The sequence below is a fragment of the Caldicellulosiruptor bescii DSM 6725 genome (assembly GCF_000022325.1).
GTDB lineage: Bacteria > Bacillota > Thermoanaerobacteria > Caldicellulosiruptorales > Caldicellulosiruptoraceae > Caldicellulosiruptor > Caldicellulosiruptor bescii.
Genome location: NC_012034.1, coordinates 1,670,358 through 1,688,168, shown reverse-complemented (window position 1 = coordinate 1,688,168; position 17,811 = coordinate 1,670,358). Strand labels below are relative to the sequence as shown.

Here is a 17,811-nt window from a genome sequence, read left to right as displayed (position 1 = left end):
TTAATAGAAGAGTAAGGAAAGATACTTAGTGTAAAATATTTATAGGACTTGAGATGGAAAAAATGCTTCCTCCTCTTGGGAAAAATGAGAGAATGATATAAAATAATGAGTAAAAAAAAGAAGAAGAAAACTGAAAGGAAAAACAAACCAAAGGAAGGAGCAAAATGTTTGATAATATTATAGCAAAAATAGAGGAACTTTTAAATAGATTTGGAGAAGGGATAGTGGAGATATTAAGAGGTGAGAAAGATATAGCGATGTATTCAATGGAATTGAAGGAGAAGATGGATGAGATAGGGAAGGAGATGATAAAAGAGGCATGCGGACTTGTAGATGAGATTGTAAGGAATGAAAAGAAGAGGAAGGCAAGGTATGAGGTTGTAAGGAAAGATAAGAGGAGCGTAAAGACAATATTTGGAGATGTGGAATATATAAGGACGGAGACTTGTCAAGAATTTTGTGTTTCCAATTTATAACGCAAATTGTAGAGTTGGGTTATGTTGTTAACGCATTTTCTAATGCTGGGAACTCCATTTTTCTATTTTGTACGGCGTAAGTTCTCCCGCTGTAAGTAAATATTAATTTCTAAGACTTTGGCAGCCTTAAAAGTATCCACCTGAATTTACTTCTTGCCTTTTCAATCATGCTGTTTACACGCAAGGCGGCGTCTGTAGCAAAGAATCTGCTTTCTTAATTCCTCAGGGTATTTCATATGAACAGAATAAAACTCTGCTTTTTCTGATATTGCAGCAATAAAATTGAGGATATTTTGAAAGGTATCCATTACAAAGTTCTTTAAATTTCAGTACAGCTTCGTCAAAATCGAAGGAAGAAATTCTAACTCTGTCTAAACTCTTGTTAAAAGCTGAAAGCTTTATCCTTTGTCATATGTTTTCAGCTATTTCATTGGAGGTGGACAAAAGCAAGCTCAAGGTCAGCAAGAGGATAAGCAAGTTTGACAGCATCTATAATACCAGGGAAGTCATCACTTATGACAATTAGAATCTCTTTTAGCCCTCTTGTAATTAAGTCTTCAAATACTTTCATCCAATCAGCCTTATTTTCTTTGCCGAAGAAAGTGTAGACACCGAAAATGTCTTTTTTACCTTCTAAGTCGATACCGAGGCTGGCATTGCAAGTAGCTTGTTTAACTTTAGAATTGTCCTTAACTTCACTTCTGAATAACCATCGATGATGAGAGCAAAAGCACTTGTTGGTAGTTCTCTTTGTTTGAATAACTGAAGCTCATTTTTAAGGTCTTCTTTGATTTTTAGTATTTCATTTTCGGAATATGGAAGATTCAAAGCTTTCAAAGTTTGAATAAGGGAACGCTCAAGAATAACCATTGATGTACTTGCGACATAAGAAGGGAAGTAGATAAGCTATCAACTCTTTTGTAGCGGAAAGAAGAGAATAGAAGGTCGGAAATTCTAAGGGCGTGTACGAGGGACAGAGATTTCAAGACACAAGGCAGGTGTTGCAAGTTTTCTATCGTAAAAACCATTGCCTTTGTCGTTTTCGTTTTTAGCAAGGTAAACAGTTCTTTCTGATAACATAAAGCAATCGAGCAAGTTTTACTTTTAGCTGTTTTAGAGCTGGGCGAGTAGGATCATCACAGGAAGCAATACATATTTAGCACTTGTTCGATAGCCATATTTTTAGCGGTCTCAAAAATTTCATTTTTCTCCATAATCGTGAACCCCCTTTGGTGATTATTTCAATACTAATTATACAGTGGACACAATTTTATTTTAACTCCCGAAGAGGATAAGTGAAAGTAGGAGATATATAGCTAATTATTGGGATAATATAGTATTAGAGTTAGATAATAGGATTATAAAAGGATGTAGTGCAGAAGGGCATGTAAGCCATGTATTAGCAGATAGGATGAGTTCAAGACTAAGAGGATGGAGCGAAGAAGGAGCAGAGGTTATGGTAAAGTTATTGAGCTTGAAGTATAATGGTGTAAACTTAAGAGAGGCGTATTTAAATGAGATTTGTCGGAAGGCAGAAAAGAGAGACGGAAGTGAACAAGTAGTGAAAGAGATCATGAGAAAAAATATTAAGAGGATAAAGAAGCAGGTTGAGGAAATGAGGAATAATATACTAATTCTGGAGAGGAAAAGTTGATTTATTGTTTAGGGTATTGAAAACCTTAGGTACTGGAGATTTTTTAAATGCAATAGTATTTTAATAAAAAGATTTTCCTACAAACTTCTTAACACTATCGCTTTTAATCCTCATATTGACATGTTGTCCAAGTATAGTATATAATTAAAGCAAATTTTACATACAAAATATAAAAATAAAATGAGTAAGATAGAAGTGCTTCAAAAATTACTTCAAGAAATGCCTGAAAAAAGTGAAGTACTTTATTTGCTTGGGCTTGAATATGCGGAAAATGGTGATAGTACTGCTGCTATGAATTATTTTATAGCAGCGTTGAAGAATTGCAATGAGAAAGATCTTAAGCTTTTAATTGTAGAGGCTATGAGTAGTGTTGTTAAAGAAGAGAAGGCTACAAAAATGGATTTAAAAGAGAATTCTAAAATTTCAGATATACAAGAGGACGAAAAGGTGGTGAAAATTGAAGAGTATTCAAATTCCCAAAAAGAGTGCTTGGAAGTAGACCATGAATTTGAGGCAAATGATGAATTTGATAAGGATGAAGAAATTGTGAAAGAAGAGAAATATGAAGAAGCTGAAAGGGAAGAATTAGAAGAGGAATTTGAAGAAGTCGAAGAAGCAAGCGATAATGATAAATATTTAGAAAATGTTATTGATTTTCAAGTTTTTAGAACTAAAAGAGAAATGTACAAATTTATTAAAGAAAGGGAAGAAAAAGTTACTTTTAGTGATATCGGCGGCTATGAGGAGCTAAAAAACATACTAACTATAAGGATTATAAAACCTCTTTTTAATCCATCTATTTTCCAGAAATTTAGGAAAAGGATAGGTGGGGGTATTCTCTTTTATGGGCCACCAGGCTGTGGCAAGACATTTTTTGCACGGGCTTTAGCAGGTGAGTGTAATTTGCCTTTTTTAGCTGTTAACATTTCTGATATACTTGATCCATATCTTGGGCAAAGCGAAAAAAACTTGAAAGAAGTTTTTGAGTATGCTCGCTTTCACAAACCGTGTGTACTTTTCTTTGATGAAGTTGATACATTTGGCTATAGCAGAGTAAAACAAAGACAGGAGTCCTTACGAGTGCTCACAGATGAATTACTGTTGCAGATGGACGGATTTAAATCTGAAAATGAAGGAATACTTATTATTGGTGCTACCAATACTCCATGGGATTTAGACATGGCTTTATTAAGACAAGGAAGATTTGACAGGCTGATATTTGTTCCACCTCCTGATTTAGAAGCTCGAAAAGAAATTTTCAGAGTAAAGTTGATGGGAAGACCTGTGGATGGTGAGATAAATTACGATTTATTAGCGCAAAGGACTTCTTTTTTCTCAGGAGCAGATATTGAAAATGTAGTAGAAACTGCTGCAGAAGCGATTATAGATGACATATTGAGTGGAGGGAAAGAAAGAGGAATAACTACTGAAGATTTGCTTAAAGCAATTGAAATGGTTAAACCTTCAACTATTGAATGGCTGCGCATCATGAAAAACTATATTACTTTCGCAAATGAAGATGGAAGGTTTGATGATGTTGCAAAGTTTATTAACAAATACTGCAAACATTTATAAATATGGGTGGTGAGAAGAGATGGAGAGGAACCAGAAACTTTTTGAACCCGTATTAGGAAATTATGAGAGTAAAAGAATTTATAAATCTCAAAACTTTTGGTGGGTAGCTATTCTTGCGGGCATTATACCTTTAGCAGCTGTTTGTATTGGAAATTTAAAGACAATGGGTGTCAGCAAGAAAATAATTAATTTGTTTGTATTATTAGCTATTCTATTATATGCCGCTGAAGCTTGTGTTATTACTTATGAAACAATTACAGCAATAAGAGAGAGAAAGACTAAAGAGCAAATTGTTGACATCAGAGAACGGTTAAAGAAATCAAATGAGATTGCGAATGAAAAAAGAAATGATATTAAATCTTACAGGAAAATTATTGTAAGATTATTTAATGTACTATATTTACTCCTTTATAGAATCTTAGAAAAGAGACAGATTGTATATTATAATGCTGTAAAAAATGGTTTTTACAAATCAATGGCAGCTGTTGTGTTTGTAGGAATTATAATACAAGTAGGCATAGGATTAGCTATAGGAGCGGTAGTTGCTGAATTAGTATGGGGGTCATGAGATATGCGGAGAGACCTTGTCTTGCATTATTTAGAAAGTGGAAATTATAAAAAAGCACGTGAAGTTATTCAAAACATTTTACAAGAAGACCCTTTAAATGCAGAAGCATATATTCAACTTTCAGCTATAGAATTGGAATCTGGTAATCTGAAAAAAGCAGAAGATTATGCTAAAGAAGCTCTGAAAATTGATTCTAATAATAAAGTTGCATGGGCTGTTTTAGGGCAGATTTATCACCATCAAAAAGATTATTCTCAGGCTGAGAGATGTTATTTGCAGGCTTTAAAGATAGATAATGTTTATGTAGAAGTCTTAGCTTGTTACAGCGAACTTTTAATTGAAACAGGTTTTATTGAAAAGGGCTTAGAAATTTTAAAATATGCCAAGTCTTTGGAACCCACAAATGATTTAATTTTAGAAAATGAATTCTTTGTAAATCTTTACAATAGAAATTTTGAAAAGGCTAACAAGACAATTAAAAAATTGTTTACATCTTCAAGTAAAATTGGTAGTATATATAAGTTATTAGTTTTGTATGAAGTCAATAGAGGAAACTTCAAAAAGGCGTATAATTATGCTAAGCTTGCTTGGCAAGAATATCCAAATGACCAAGATATGCTTATGGTTTTGGAGTATTTGAAAATGCTAAACTCACCTTTGCTTTATTTTAACCGCCTCTTTTTGAAATTACCACATGAATTATTTTATATCTTATTTTTGGGTGGCTTTTTGTTATTAAGTCTAATAAAAATGTATATACTGGCTGCTGTTTGGGTTACTATATTTGGCTTTGTTTATATGATGATATTTGTAATGCCGATTGTATATAAATTTAGCAGATTTGTTAAAAAAGCTTTTATAGGATTATTTTGTAAAAGGAAATATTAATATTATTGCCATATTTACTTTACATATGACTAACTAAATGAACATCCCAGAGACATTTTCTTGTCATATTAGCACTTTCGACACAGGTGCAAAGATTTTTTTGGATGCTCAAACACAAAATTTTGACTTGAGTGATATTCGCAACTTAAAAATGTTCCAGGTTATAATCTCTTTACATGAGGTGTTTTGAGAGAGATTTTTGAGTTTGAAGAGTATGCTACAAGCATTGCTATAATTAAAGCATGGAAGATTTTATATACTGTAATTCAATCGATGAAGTAAAACAAAAACAACAAATCGGTACTTCATCTGCTAATTTGAAAGTAAAGAGGAAAAATAGACTTATAGAAAGAGAAATTCTGGTCAGAACAGAAAATATAAGTGAATATTCTAAGCTAAATCAGATAGTTATTGATTACTTAAAAGGATTTTAATGGCAATTTGAGTATGAGAGCAACTCATAGATTAAAATTTTGTTTGATATCAAATAAGATATTAATCCTTGCACACCAAACAAATGTATGGTATAATCAAATCAATAGTTAATTTTAAATCTGGAGTATGGTTTTGCAATGAGGACTCAAATAACTTTTTTTTCGCCAAAAAGTTGTGCCCATAGTGAAATGGGCGGGTGGCAAAAGGCAGATAATAAAGAGTTTGCTTGAAAAACTGCCAAGCCATTTTTCCACATATTATGAACCTTTTTTAGGTGGCGGAGCACTTTTGATAGAGCTTTATAATAGAGGAATTTTAAAGAATGCTGTTGTTTCAGATATTAATCTTGAACTCATAAACCTTTACACTGCAATTAAAGATTGTCCAGATGAGGTAGTTTACTATATTAAAAATTTAGATTTTAAAAATGCTAAAGACGATTATTACAAGGCAAGAGAACTTTACAATTCTATTAAAATAAAAAATATGGGTACAATTGAAAATGAAAACTTACTCAAAGCAGTGTTATTGCTCTATTTGAACAGACATTGTTACAATGGGCTTTACAGGGTGAATTCAAAAGGCGAATTCAATGTTCCTTTTGGAAGATATAAAAATCCTAAAATGCCAACCAGCGAAGAAATATTTGCCTTTTCAGAAATGCTACAATCTGTTGAAATTTTACATGCAGACTTTGAAGAAGCAGTAAAAAAAGCATCAAGGTTTGATTTTGTGTATTTTGACCCTCCATACATGCCTGTGTCCAAAACAGCTAATTTTACTGATTACACAGTTGCAGGTTTTTCAAAAGAGGAACAAGTAAGACTGAAAAATGTTTGTGATAACCTGAGCAAAAAGGGTTGTTTTGTTATGGTAAGCAACTCAGATTCAGAGTTTATAAGAGATCTTTATAGAAGTTACAACATTGAGGTAATAGAGGCAAAAAGACTCATTAATTCAAGTACAGAGAAAAAGACTGGTCATAAAGAAGTTATTATAACTAATTATTGAAAAGAAGGTGTTATTGTGTTACCTGGTGGAAGAGGTACTCGGACAGGGAAGGTTCATGAAAAATTGATTCAACAAGCATTGTTAGAAAATTACCCTGATGCATTTAAGGAACAAGTTGTGGTTGGCAATGATCTCTTTGGGAATAAATATAAAGCTGATTTTGTTTTAAATGACGAGATAATTATGAGTGCTAAATGGCAGCAAACACGTGGAACAGCAGAGCAAAAAGTAGATTATGAGATAATCACCTTGGTTAAAATTTTAAAGGAAAATCCAAAGTATAAAAAAGCTTATATTATAATTAGTTGAACAGGATATACTAAGAAAGCAAAAGATTTTTATTTAAATCAAAAACATGTTGACTATATAAAAGAGGGGAACTTGGTAGAAATAATATCTTTTGAAGATTTTGTCAAAAGATCGAATTTGAAATTACTGTAAAAGTAGAGAGATATTAAAAAGCTCAAAAGGGCTAAGTGCGAATCTGTCAGTGTCTTAGCCCTTTTCTATTTTAACCTGTGCCTCATACCAGTCAACAAACTGCTTAGCTGTTCTTGCTGAGCGACCGTTGTAATTCATCTCCCACTGCAGAGCAAGCCTGTGAAGCTTTTCTGTAATCTCAATTCCTCTTTTCTTTGCAATTTCATTAACAATTGCAAGGTATTCTTGCTGGGTTGGGGATGGGTATGTGACTATTATTCCGAATCTGTCGACAAGAGAAAGTTTTTCTTCTAAAGTATCTCTAAAGTGTACTTCATCATCAGAAAGACTGCTTCTGTCGCTGAACCTTTCTTTTACCAAGTGTCTTCTGTTTGAAGTTGCATATATCACAACGTTTTGAGGCATTGCCTCTAAAGACCCTTCTAAAATGGCTTTTAGTTTGGTATAATTTTCCTCAATGTCTTCAAAAGATAAATCGTCTACAAAAATTATGAATTTAAGCGGGACATCTCTTAAGATTCTAATTAGCCTCGGAAAAGTGTAAAGCTGGTCTTTAAACACTTCAACAACTCTCAAACCCTTGTGAGAAAACTCGTTCAAAAGTGCCTTTACAGTTGATGACTTTCCAGTTCCTCTGCTGCCATAAAGCAGGATGTTGTTGACTCTTTGACCATTTAAAAACGCTAAAGTGTTTTCAACAACAATCTTCTTCTGCCTGTCAATATTTACAAGGCTATCTAATCTTATTGGGTCTAAGTTCTCAATGCCAATTAGCTTCTCGCCATCCCATGAAAAACCTTTGTATTTTGCAAAGATTCCAAAGCCATTTTGCCTGTGGAATTCTACAAGCTCTTCAATTAAACTGCTCCAGCAAGTTTCTTTCAAAAATTTTTCAATGATGGTTTTTGTAGAATTGTCAATGGTGTTGTGCAACATGGTATTTGTGTCTTTGAGCTCTAAAAAACTTTCAGCTAAAAAGTTTGGCAAGGCAGCAGATTCTTTTAAATAATCTTTTATCTCTTTTGCAGAAAAGTTTGATATAAACTCAAGGCAGTCTAAATCATAAGCTGCAGCTTTTTTAAGACTTTCGTCTATTGCTATGTTGTTAATACTTTTTGCTGCTAATTTCGTAAAAGTATTTTCGCTAAAGAGAATTTTCTCAATAATGTATTCCTTTAAACTACAGCCTTTCCCAGTTTCTAAAAGATTGTAATAAACTGTGCTATAAAGATTTGCAATTCTTGCAAAATCGTGATTTCCATCGTCGATGAAGCAGATAAGATTGTACAGATTTTCAAGAACATTATCATGCATAAGGTTTCGATAGACTTTTAGGTTTTCAAAACACAGTCTGTAGATCTTTATTTTCTCATTCATCGTTGGTATATCTCCTTTTGTCTATAAATTAAATCTTTTGTAAAGTTTTTAAGTCAGTTATGATTTATTGTCTTTTAATTTTATTTTAGGACAACAGATATCTCTTGAAAAGCTTTTTATTCAAAATAAGTATTTATGTTTTTTTTAACTTCGCATAAAATTTGAACTTTTTCAGAAAAGCGGTTTGAATATAATAAAAAATTAGCTGCAATTTTCCCTTTCTTGTTCAAGTCATTTGGCAGCATGACAGGTTTGTCTTAAACCGACGTAGTACAGTTCCTATCGGAGCAAATTAAAATCCCTCCAAAAATTGAAAATAAAATAAAAGAAAGGAGGTAGATTTAATAAAATGTAAGTTTAAATGTTTCTTGAAAAAGTTGAAGTAAAATTCAAAACAACAACATGAATATCTATGGTATAATAAAATTTCGAAGGAGTGTGATAGTTTGGCAAATGTTTTTTTGTTTTTTATAGGGTTCGTAGGGGGAGTAGCAAGTTTACTTTTGTATCTGAAATTTCATTTTCCAAAAGTGTCAAAAAAATCTTCTATCAAACTTGGACCGACTGTAAGGTCATTTGATGAATTAAAAGAGATGTTCAGCTCTACAAAAGAAGATGTAGAAAATGAGCTAAACAGCTATTTAGAGTTTTCCACAATTGAAAAAGGAAAAAAACTTGCTGAGAGAGTATTTTGCCATGTGACAGTGTGTTTGGGAATACTTGCCTCGTTGGAGAGATTTGGTGTAAATCCAAGTGAAGTTTTAGAAAAATTGAAGAATGAAAATATAGTTCAAGAAAAGTGCAAAAGATAAAGAAACTAATAACAATGACAAGATTGCTGGAGCTGTCCAAGCAGATGAATTGGCAGCTCCATTTGTTTTATATAGCTAACTTACTTCTTGTTATTTTTGCTATGTTACATCATAGAGCTCAATCAAAATAAAATTTTCTTTACATCACATGACCAAAAAGTCATAATAATCTTGAGGTGAGATTTATGCCTAAGCAAACATTCTTAAACCTTCCAGAAGAAAAGAGGAATCTTATAACAGATACGTTAATAAAGTACTTTTCACAAAAACCTTATCATGAGGTTGATATATCAGATATTGCAAAAGAGTGCAACGTTGCAAAAGGGAGCATGTATCAGTATTTTGAAAACAAGAAAGATATGTACTTTTATGCACTAGAAGTTTCTTACCAGAGGTTTTTAGAACTTCTTGAAAAACTTGATATGATGCATGTAAATCTCTTTGATTATTATGAGAATTCATTAGAAACTATTTGGATTGCAATGAAAGAGCTCAAGAGTGAGTACCTGCTTTTGGAAAGAGCGTTTTTTTCACAGGACTCACCTTTTAAAGATGAGATAAATGAGAAATTTTTGAAGCAGTCGAGAGAATTTTTAGTAAAAATTATAAAGTACAATCAGCAGAAAGGATATATAAGGGACGATATTGATCCTGTTATAATTTCTATTTTCTTAGAAGGTGCAAGTTTTTATATGAAAAAATTTGTAATCGAAGAAGCACTAAGCAGAACATCAACAACACTTGATCTTGACATAAGTTATTTTAAAGATGCACTGTCTCAATTTATAAAACTTTTGAAAGAAGGAATAGGGAAAAAATAAATTTCATATTATGACTTGACAGTCATATGACCAGTGAGTCATAATATATTGTACAGGTGAAAAATAAAGGGGATGATTTGGTGTGTTTGTAAAGGTTGAGAATCTTTCAAAGGTCTACAGGATGGGCCAAAATACAATCAAGGCGCTCGATAGAGTAAGTTTTGAGCTCGAAAAAGGAAAAATCTACACTGTGATAGGTCCATCTGGGTCAGGTAAAAGCACGCTTTTTAACATCCTTGGTGGGCTTGACAGGGCAGATGAAGGCAGAGTTTTTGTAGATAGCAAAGAGATAACTGCAATGGACCAAAAAAGGCTTTCTGAGTATAGGCGCGACTATGTGGGTTTTGTATTTCAGTTTTTTAACCTCATAAATGGTCTTACGGTATATGAAAATGTGCTCTCAAGTGCACATCTTAGCAAAAATCCCTTGGATATTGATATGGTATTAAAAATGATGGATGTCTATTCTGAAAAGGACAAATTTCCTTTTGAACTGTCTGGCGGACAACAGCAAAGGGTGGCAATTGCAAGAGCTGTTGTCAAAAACCCTGCATTGATTTTGTGCGATGAGCCAACAGGTGCTCTTGACTATGACAGCAGCAAACTTGTGTTAAAACTTTTAGAAGATGTAAATAAAAAGTTTGGCACAACCATTTTGATAATTACACACAATCTTGCAATTTCTAAAATGGCAGATGCTACGTTGAGGCTGAGGTCAGGTAGGCTTGTAGAATTTTCGGAAAATTCTCAAAAGATTTCTGCTCAAGAGGTGACATGGTGATGGTCATCAAAAAAATTCCCCTGCGAGTAATCAAGAGAGAGTTTTTACAGTTCTTTTCTATAATGCTGCTTGTTGCTATTGCCACAATGACATATACACTTTTTGCTGTGTCAATGCAGGATATAGATTATAACTATGAAATGTTCAAAAACAAATACAATCAGGAAGATGGGAATTTTATTACTACAAAAGAGGTTGATATAAAACTTCTACAAGAAAAATTTAAAATTAATGTAGAACAAAGGCTATTTACTGATGTCCAAAATGACCATTTTACGCTGAGAGTTTTTTCAGTGCCAAAAGAAATAAACAAACCATATATCGAAAAAGGCAGAATGCCATCAAAAGGCGAAATACTCATAGACCCTGCTTTTTACAAAAAACACAAGCTCAAAATAGGGTCAGTGTTGACTGTCGGTAGAGAAAATTTCAAGGTTTCAGGCATTGCTTATCTTCCAGATTATATTTACATCATTAAAAATGACCAAGACTTACTTCCTGATCCTGAGCATTTTGGTTTTGCTCTTATGAATGAAGATGAGATGAGAAGACTTTTCAACATTTTTCCTGTTCATTATTATTGTTTCAAAGGCAAAGTTGAAAACATTGACAAGTTTAAAGAGTTTTTAAATAGCAACTGGGTGCTTTTGAAATTTGTACAAAGAGACCAGAATCCGCGAATAATGTATACAGAGATAAAAGTTAAAAATGCAAAGAACTTAACTCTGCCACTCAGTCTTTTTATAATTCTTGTATCATCTTTTATACTCTTTATTGTCATGCGAAGGGTAATAAATACTATACATGCTGAAATTGGTACAATCTATTCAATGGGATATACACAAAAAGATGTACTAAAAGTCTTCATGAGGTTTCCACTTTATATTTGGCTTTTTGGTTCCATCTTCGGTGTTGTACTTGGGGCTATTGAAGCATCTCCTTTTGCACAGTTTTACAGGTCATATTTTACATTACCAAAGATAAAGTCAATTTTGCCATGGCAGCACATATTTGTTGCGATGCTTCTCCCAGCCATATTTATATTTCTTTCAGGTTACCTTGCAATCAAGAACTTTTTCAACCTCACAATTGTTCAGATGCTTCACGGCGTTGATGAATTAAAATTTGGCAAGCTTCCTTCAATAAAGTTTTTTGACAGATTTGAGTTTGGAACAAGGATTATGCTAAAATATGGCTGGCGTCATATTGGCAGGGAACTAATTTTGGCAGTTGGGATAATCTTTTCAACAATCCTTATGATGTATGGTATGACTGCAAAAGATTCGATCATAACTGCAATAGAAAGAACATATGAAAAAAATTTTAAGTACAATTATCTTTATTCTTTGAATTCTTCTTCTGCCCATCCTGAGATTAAGTTAAAAGCTACATCTGAGCCATACAACCTTTTATCTTTTGACATTGAAGGGACAAAACTGAGTATTACAATTTACGGTATTAAAAGTAACTCAGATATGATAAAGCTGTATGATGAAAATGGAAAAGAAATCTCTGTGTCAAGTGAACTTATCATAACCAAACCTCTTGCAAGCAAACTTGGTATTGGCGAAGGAGATAAGGTCAAACTAAAAAACAAATTTACAGGCAAAGAATATACTTTAAAAGTGAAAAAAGTTGCCGACCTTCTTGTTGGGAACAATGGGTATATGGAACTTGAAAGTTTTAATAAGCTTTTTGGATATAGCAGTGGAGAGTATATTGGAATATTCTCAAAAGAAAAGTTGGAAATTCCACAGAGCTTAATTTTTGAAAGTTACACAAAATCTGAACTTGTAAATACAATAAAGGCATCTGCTGGCGATTTATCAAAGACTATAGGTGTTATGGCGCTAATTGCTGCTGTGCTTGCTCTTTTGATTGTGTATGTTCTGTCTACTTTGACTTTAAATGAAAACAAGAAAAATATAGGAATTTTAAAAATGCTGGGGCACAGTGAAAGAAGTATTTTTAAAATGATTCTCGGTTTTAACTACATTTCGTTTTTTATAGGATTTGTTGCAGGAATTCCACTATCTAAAATTACAATGGATGGGCTTATGAGCACAGTGACAAAAGATATAGATTTTGCAATGAGCCTTGATTTGAGCGTGCAGAGTGTATTGTCTACATTTGTAATACTTCTTTTAGTCTTTCTAATTTCAAGGTTTTTAGCAAGACAGAAAATAGCAAGGGTAATGCCGGTTGAGATATTAAAAGGGCAGCTTGATTGATGTCAAAAGGGCTGGCTTGCAAGAGAAAAAAGCTCAGCCCTTTTTGTTATGTCAAGTCCTTTTTGTCAAACCTTTTACCAGAACAATTTTATTTTAACATCCTGTTCCAAATTTAAATTTAACAAATATTTTACATGATTTTTATTTAGATTTAAAATCTATTTGCTATATATATAGGCGAAAGAAAAAATGGTAGAGAAGAAGTAATTAAAAATAGGTTTTTCTACTGTATACCTTAAAATGAATTTTAACTATATTTAATAGCCACAATTTGCAAATTTACCTTTGTTATAAACCAAAGAAAATTGAAGAAATTTTAAGCTATTTAAAGAAAAGTGTATTCTGAGCTCAAAATTTAGTTGAAAATGGGCTAAAAAAAAAAAAAAAAAAAAAAAAAAAAACGGGATTGACAGAGTGAAAATGTATAAGATAAAATTTGCATAGAAATTCCAAGAAGAAGTTTACAGAAAAAATAGTTCAAGTACAAAATAGCCTAAATAAGAGAATAAAGAAGGCAACATACTAAAAATCAAGTGCGATAAAGAGATGAGGAAAAGATACTATTGTGTAAAGCAGCATGATATAACAGATTGTGCAGCGGCAAGTTTGGCAACAATTTGCTTACAATATAGATAAATTTTACACTATGTATGAGGAGGAAGTGAGATCTTTTTGAAAGTTTTAAAAAGTTTGATAACGCTCATATGAGCGTTTATGCAAAAGACTATATAGATTCGAGTAGAAAGGAGGTGAAGAAAGATGTTGGCAAAAAAGAACACAAAGGTGGGTTGTTCAAGTATTAATATTAAGATTTTTAAATTCGACATAGGATATACAAGGACAGAGACTGAAAAAAGAGGCAACAAGACCATTACTACTACTATTAAGATCTAAGAATTGATACTTTCCAAGGACAAGCCCCTCTCTACAGTGAGAGGGGCTTATTTAAGACTTTTGAAAGAGGAGGATATCTATATGATTAAATCTTACAAAATCAATAAAGATGTTATTATGTTCGCTATAGACGAAATACCTTTTATTGGAAACTATAGAACTGGTTCTATAATTGCTTTAAATGAAAAAGAATTAAGTTTTGTTAAGAGCATTTTGGCTGGTAAGCTAAATAATGAAGATGAATTAGATGACAAAAAGAAAGAGTGGCTTAGTATTTTGAAAGAATGTGATATAATTTGTGACATCAAGGAGTCAATTTGTATGAATGACATAGAAATAGAAAGTATATATTTACATTATACTAACAAATGCAATTTATACTGTAAGGGCTGTTATTCATATGATCAAAATAGAAATGATGAAAGTCAAGACTTATCAATGGAATATTTTTTAGAAGCTGTAAAACAACTAAAGACATACGGTTTGGATAAAATTATTATTTCGGGAGGCGAGCCAACATTAAGGAATGATTTGGATGAGTTTATTAAATATTTGAAAGAAATACTGGATATAAATTATATAGTATTAATAACCAATGGGACAAATTTACCGCATAATTTGTTACATACTATCCGAGAATATGTAGATGATGTTGCTGTCTCGATTGATGGGTATGAGGAAGGAATAACTTTTATAAGACCCACTGGGATACATAAAATTGTTATGAACAACATAGCTTTGTTAAAGGAAGCAGGTATTAATGTAAGCATGATAGCAACTTTACATAGAAAGAATGTAAATTTAATGGACAAATATCAAAAACTAAGTGAAGAAATGGGTATACCCTTAAGCTATAGTATTTTGACTTGCAATAATCAAAATAGAGAAGAATGTAAGGATTTTATGTTTAGTGAAGATATTCTGTCAAGTATAAAGTGGGAAGACATTCTATCAAGTATAAAATGGAATGAAAACATAGATAATACAAATATAAAAAACTTTAGCTTTGAAACTCGATTAAGTTGTGAAGCTGGAAGGAAAATGCTAAGTATAGCAGCTAATGGGGATGTTTATCCGTGTCACATGCTTCACGTTGAGGAATTTAAATTAGGAAATATAAAAGATATGACAGTGGGTGAAATTCTTTGCAGTTCAAAAAGACTAATTTGGAAAAATATAAGCGTTGATATGATTGATGGATGTAATATCTGTAAATTCAAGTATTTGTGTGGTGGTGCATGTAGAGCAAACGCTTATTATTTAAACGCTACTCTGAAAAAGAAAGACCCATACTGCCCTCTTTATTATAATTTTTATGAAACAATCATTAATTTGATAAGAGAATATAATCGAAAGGAAAGAGAGGAGTAAATGAAAAAAGTTAAAAATAATATTGTAAAAAATATAATAACGAACATGGTTTGTAATCTTAAAAATAAAAAGGAAAAAATCTTATATTTATATTTAGAAATAAGCGCACTAATTTTTGTACCTACTATAGTGTATTTGGCTTGGCTTTTGCTTTATTGCGCAATAATGGACAAATCTTATGTGTCTTATGTAGAATATTCTTCTTTAAAGGAGCTATTATTGCAATACTCAATACCATTCACAATTTGCTTTGGATTATTTCCCTTATTATTTATGGTGTTGATAAAAAAGAAAAAGATAAATGAACTGAATTTAACAATTAAAAATAATAAATGGTACTATTTTACATTGATTGTATCTCTATTAGTGGCCAGCTTTGTGTTTTTCTTAGCGAGTAAAAACACAGACATGAATACATTTAGAGAAGTAATTACACACAATTTTTTTGTAAGTTTAACCGAAGAATTGTTAACAAGGGGTATTATATTGAATGAATTGTTAGGTGTGTTTAATCCTTTTACAAGCATTGTCCTTGATGGGTTAGTATTTGGATTTATTCTCCACTGTGGTGGAGATATGACGATTAATACTTTAGTACGTTTTCCCATTGGTTTGATTTTGTCTTTTATATCATATAAAACAAAAAGCATTCATTCATGTATTATTTTGCATTGGACTTATAATGTGGGAGTAGAATTACTAGGATTATAAAAGTTGCTCTAATCTATAGTGATATCAAACGGGGGTATTTTTTGGGAATGGAGAAGTTAAAGTCAATAAAATCATTAATGCCTTTTGTTAAACCGCATGTTAGGATAGGTTTAATTGGATTTCTCATTCTACAAATTTATACAATATTAATAAATGTTGCTCCGATTATTTCAAAACAATTAGTTGAAGATTTGATAACAAGAATATCTTTACAAAAATTAATGAAACAGTTAATCATGTTTTCTTTGGTGTGGCTTTTGCAACCAGTGACCTCATACTTAAGTTCCTTGATGATAATACGATTTAAGGAAAGAATAGTGCAGGAGTTAAGAAATGAATTTTTTAAAAAAGTTCTTTATTCTCCTATCACTGTTTTCGAAAAAAGTCCTCCGGGAACTATATTAACACGTATTTTGAATGAGACAGAAGAGATTGGAGAATTTATTCAAGATTTAATCAACAATTTTACGAAAAATATAATTATAATTATATTTTCCTTTTCTATAATGCTTTGGTTATCACCATTTTTGACCGTTGTTTTAGCGATGATTTTGTTTTTATTTGCTGTTTTCATACTTAAGAAAGGACATCAAATAGGAATATTGCAAAAAGAGTCTCAGCTTTTGATAGATAGAATGAATACTTTTGTACCAAGTGTAATTAGAAATATAGTTTCGATTAATTTAAACAATGCCCAGAATTTTATATTTAACAAATTTAATGAAATAAACAGTAAATTGAGAGATTTATCAGTTCAGATTTTTGCTAAAATAATGTTGTTATCTACCTATACTGCTCTGTTTGCTATAGTGGCTATTATCATTATATATGTTGGGGGCTCAATAGTAATTATAAATGGGCATTCAACTGTGGGAATGATCGTAGCTTTAAGTATGTATTTTCAGAATCTTATTGCTGCAAGTAGTGAGCTGTTTGATAGTGGAATTGAATTTAGAAGATTATTTCCTTTAATTGAAAGGCTAAATGAATTTTTATTAAATAATACCAACAATATTAAAATAGAAAATACTTCTGAAATGTTGCATTTTGGAGAATTGGATTTTAAAATTGTTATAGAGGATTTGTGGTTTAAATATGAAAATTCTGACTCTTATGTACTTCAAGGAATAAACTTGATAATAGAACCAAATTCAATAATTGGAATAATCGGTGAGTCTGGGTGCGGCAAATCAACTTTTCTGAAGTTACTGTGTGGCTTGTATAAACCTGAGAGAGGAAGTATTACAATTTGCGGGAAGAATATTTCCAAAATTGATTTTAGAGAATTTTGGAGATATGTAAGTTATATACCTCAAGAAGCAGAATTGATTTACAACTTATCTATAAGAGAGAATATAAAATTATCAAATCTGAATAAAGTGGACAATGATATAGAAAATATTTGTGAAATTTTAAAAATAAATAAAAAAATTATTAAGCTTCCTTATGGTTATGACACTATGTATGATGAAAAAATTAATTTTTCTGGAGGTGAGAAGCAAAGAATACTCCTTGCAAGGGAGTTATTAAAAGAGGCAAAAATTTTGCTTTTTGATGAACCAACTTCTTCGCTTGATGAGGAAAATGAGAGAATTTTATGTGAGATATTGAAAGAGCTCAAAGAGAATAGAATTATAATTATTGTAAGTCATAGAAAAAAGATATTAGAATATGCAGATAAGATTTTTACTTTAAACAATGGCAGACTGTTTGAAATGAATTTTACGTTTTAATGTATTTTTACTCATTTGAATACGGAGAGGAG

13 protein-coding genes and 4 pseudogenes are annotated in these 17,811 nt (G+C 31.7%); 15 read left to right on the top strand and 2 right to left on the bottom strand.

The features are described 5' to 3' along the window. Window positions 1-164: 164 nt before the first annotated feature. Window positions 165-440 (top strand): annotated as a pseudogene (locus tag ATHE_RS07995) (UPF0236 family transposase-like protein); the annotation flags it as partial. A gap of 8 nt (window positions 441-448) precedes the next feature. Here the strand turns inward: ATHE_RS07995 and ATHE_RS07990 are convergent. Continuing rightward, window positions 449-1,690 (bottom strand): annotated as a pseudogene (locus tag ATHE_RS07990) (IS256 family transposase). Window positions 1,691-1,761: 71 nt separating this feature from the next. Between ATHE_RS07990 and ATHE_RS07985 the strand changes: the two are divergent. The 6 genes and pseudogenes from ATHE_RS07985 to ATHE_RS07955 all read left to right on the top strand — a co-directional run. Further along, a pseudogene (locus tag ATHE_RS07985) lies at window positions 1,762-2,194 on the top strand (UPF0236 family transposase-like protein); the annotation flags it as partial. 116 nt (window positions 2,195-2,310) lie between these two features. Then, a complete protein-coding gene (locus tag ATHE_RS07980; RefSeq protein ID WP_041727155.1) occupies window positions 2,311-3,705 on the top strand; it encodes an ATP-binding protein in 1,395 nt (464 codons plus the stop codon). 19 nt (window positions 3,706-3,724) lie between these two features. Further along, window positions 3,725-4,273, top strand: coding sequence for a hypothetical protein (locus tag ATHE_RS07975; protein WP_015908030.1), 549 nt, complete (start codon window positions 3,725-3,727; stop codon window positions 4,271-4,273). Between the two features lie 3 nt (window positions 4,274-4,276). Beyond that, window positions 4,277-5,161 (top strand): tetratricopeptide repeat protein, encoded by an 885-nt coding sequence (locus ATHE_RS07970; RefSeq protein ID WP_015908029.1) that lies wholly within the window; start codon window positions 4,277-4,279, stop codon window positions 5,159-5,161. Between the two features lie 572 nt (window positions 5,162-5,733). Then, window positions 5,734-6,607, top strand: a pseudogene (locus ATHE_RS07960) (DNA adenine methylase). 15 nt (window positions 6,608-6,622) lie between these two features. Next, on the top strand, window positions 6,623-6,916 hold the full coding sequence (locus tag ATHE_RS07955; RefSeq protein WP_015908027.1) for a PD-(D/E)XK nuclease superfamily protein: 294 nt from the start codon (window positions 6,623-6,625) through the stop codon (window positions 6,914-6,916). Between the two features lie 186 nt (window positions 6,917-7,102). Here ATHE_RS07955 and ATHE_RS07950 read toward each other — a convergent pair whose 3' ends face one another. Beyond that, window positions 7,103-8,425, bottom strand: a complete 1,323-nt coding sequence (locus ATHE_RS07950; protein WP_015908026.1) for an ATP-binding protein — start codon at window positions 8,423-8,425, stop codon at window positions 7,103-7,105. A 446-nt stretch (window positions 8,426-8,871) separates the two neighbouring features. Here ATHE_RS07950 and ATHE_RS07945 point away from each other — a divergent pair, with 446 nt between their 5' ends. From ATHE_RS07945 to ATHE_RS07915, 8 genes are all read left to right on the top strand, one after another. Next, a complete protein-coding gene (locus ATHE_RS07945; RefSeq protein WP_015908025.1) occupies window positions 8,872-9,237 on the top strand; it encodes a hypothetical protein in 366 nt (121 codons plus the stop codon). Between the two features lie 185 nt (window positions 9,238-9,422). Next, window positions 9,423-10,058 (top strand): TetR/AcrR family transcriptional regulator, encoded by a 636-nt coding sequence (locus tag ATHE_RS07940; RefSeq protein WP_015908024.1) that lies wholly within the window; start codon window positions 9,423-9,425, stop codon window positions 10,056-10,058. 82 nt (window positions 10,059-10,140) lie between these two features. Then, window positions 10,141-10,839, top strand: coding sequence for an ABC transporter ATP-binding protein (locus tag ATHE_RS07935; RefSeq protein WP_015908023.1), 699 nt, complete (start codon window positions 10,141-10,143; stop codon window positions 10,837-10,839). Then, window positions 10,839-13,070, top strand: coding sequence for an ABC transporter permease (locus ATHE_RS07930; protein ID WP_015908022.1), 2,232 nt, complete (start codon window positions 10,839-10,841; stop codon window positions 13,068-13,070). Before ATHE_RS07935 ends, ATHE_RS07930 begins: the two co-directional genes overlap by 1 nt. 759 nt (window positions 13,071-13,829) lie before the next feature. Continuing rightward, window positions 13,830-13,964 carry a hypothetical protein gene (locus ATHE_RS15140; RefSeq protein ID WP_015908021.1) on the top strand — a complete coding sequence of 45 codons (135 nt, stop codon included), beginning with the start codon at window positions 13,830-13,832 and terminating at the stop codon, window positions 13,962-13,964. An 81-nt stretch (window positions 13,965-14,045) separates the two neighbouring features. Then, complete coding sequence (locus tag ATHE_RS07925) at window positions 14,046-15,335, top strand: radical SAM/SPASM domain-containing protein (protein ID WP_015908020.1); 1,290 nt, start codon at window positions 14,046-14,048, stop codon at window positions 15,333-15,335. Next, window positions 15,336-16,046, top strand: a complete 711-nt coding sequence (locus ATHE_RS07920; protein ID WP_015908019.1) for a CPBP family intramembrane glutamic endopeptidase — start codon at window positions 15,336-15,338, stop codon at window positions 16,044-16,046. Window positions 16,047-16,093: 47 nt separating this feature from the next. Continuing rightward, complete coding sequence (locus ATHE_RS07915; protein ID WP_015908018.1) at window positions 16,094-17,779, top strand: ABC transporter ATP-binding protein; 1,686 nt, start codon at window positions 16,094-16,096, stop codon at window positions 17,777-17,779. The last annotated feature ends 32 nt before the right edge of the window (window positions 17,780-17,811 follow it).

Bases quoted from the DNA above. Each gene is read 5' to 3' on its own strand.
- ATHE_RS07980 (WP_041727155.1), top strand. From the start codon at position 2,311: ATGAGTAAGATAGAAGTGCTTCAAAAATTACTTCAAGAAATGCCTGAA.
- ATHE_RS07975 (WP_015908030.1), top strand. From the start codon at position 3,725: ATGGAGAGGAACCAGAAACTTTTTGAACCCGTATTAGGAAATTATGAG.
- ATHE_RS07970 (WP_015908029.1), top strand. From the start codon at position 4,277: ATGCGGAGAGACCTTGTCTTGCATTATTTAGAAAGTGGAAATTATAAA.
- ATHE_RS07950 (WP_015908026.1), bottom strand. From the start codon at position 8,425: ATGAATGAGAAAATAAAGATCTACAGACTGTGTTTTGAAAACCTAAAA.
- ATHE_RS07940 (WP_015908024.1), top strand. From the start codon at position 9,423: ATGCCTAAGCAAACATTCTTAAACCTTCCAGAAGAAAAGAGGAATCTT.
- ATHE_RS07930 (WP_015908022.1), top strand. From the start codon at position 10,839: ATGGTCATCAAAAAAATTCCCCTGCGAGTAATCAAGAGAGAGTTTTTA.
- ATHE_RS15140 (WP_015908021.1), top strand. From the start codon at position 13,830: ATGTTGGCAAAAAAGAACACAAAGGTGGGTTGTTCAAGTATTAATATT.
- ATHE_RS07925 (WP_015908020.1), top strand. From the start codon at position 14,046: ATGATTAAATCTTACAAAATCAATAAAGATGTTATTATGTTCGCTATA.
- ATHE_RS07920 (WP_015908019.1), top strand. From the start codon at position 15,336: ATGAAAAAAGTTAAAAATAATATTGTAAAAAATATAATAACGAACATG.
- ATHE_RS07915 (WP_015908018.1), top strand. From the start codon at position 16,094: ATGGAGAAGTTAAAGTCAATAAAATCATTAATGCCTTTTGTTAAACCG.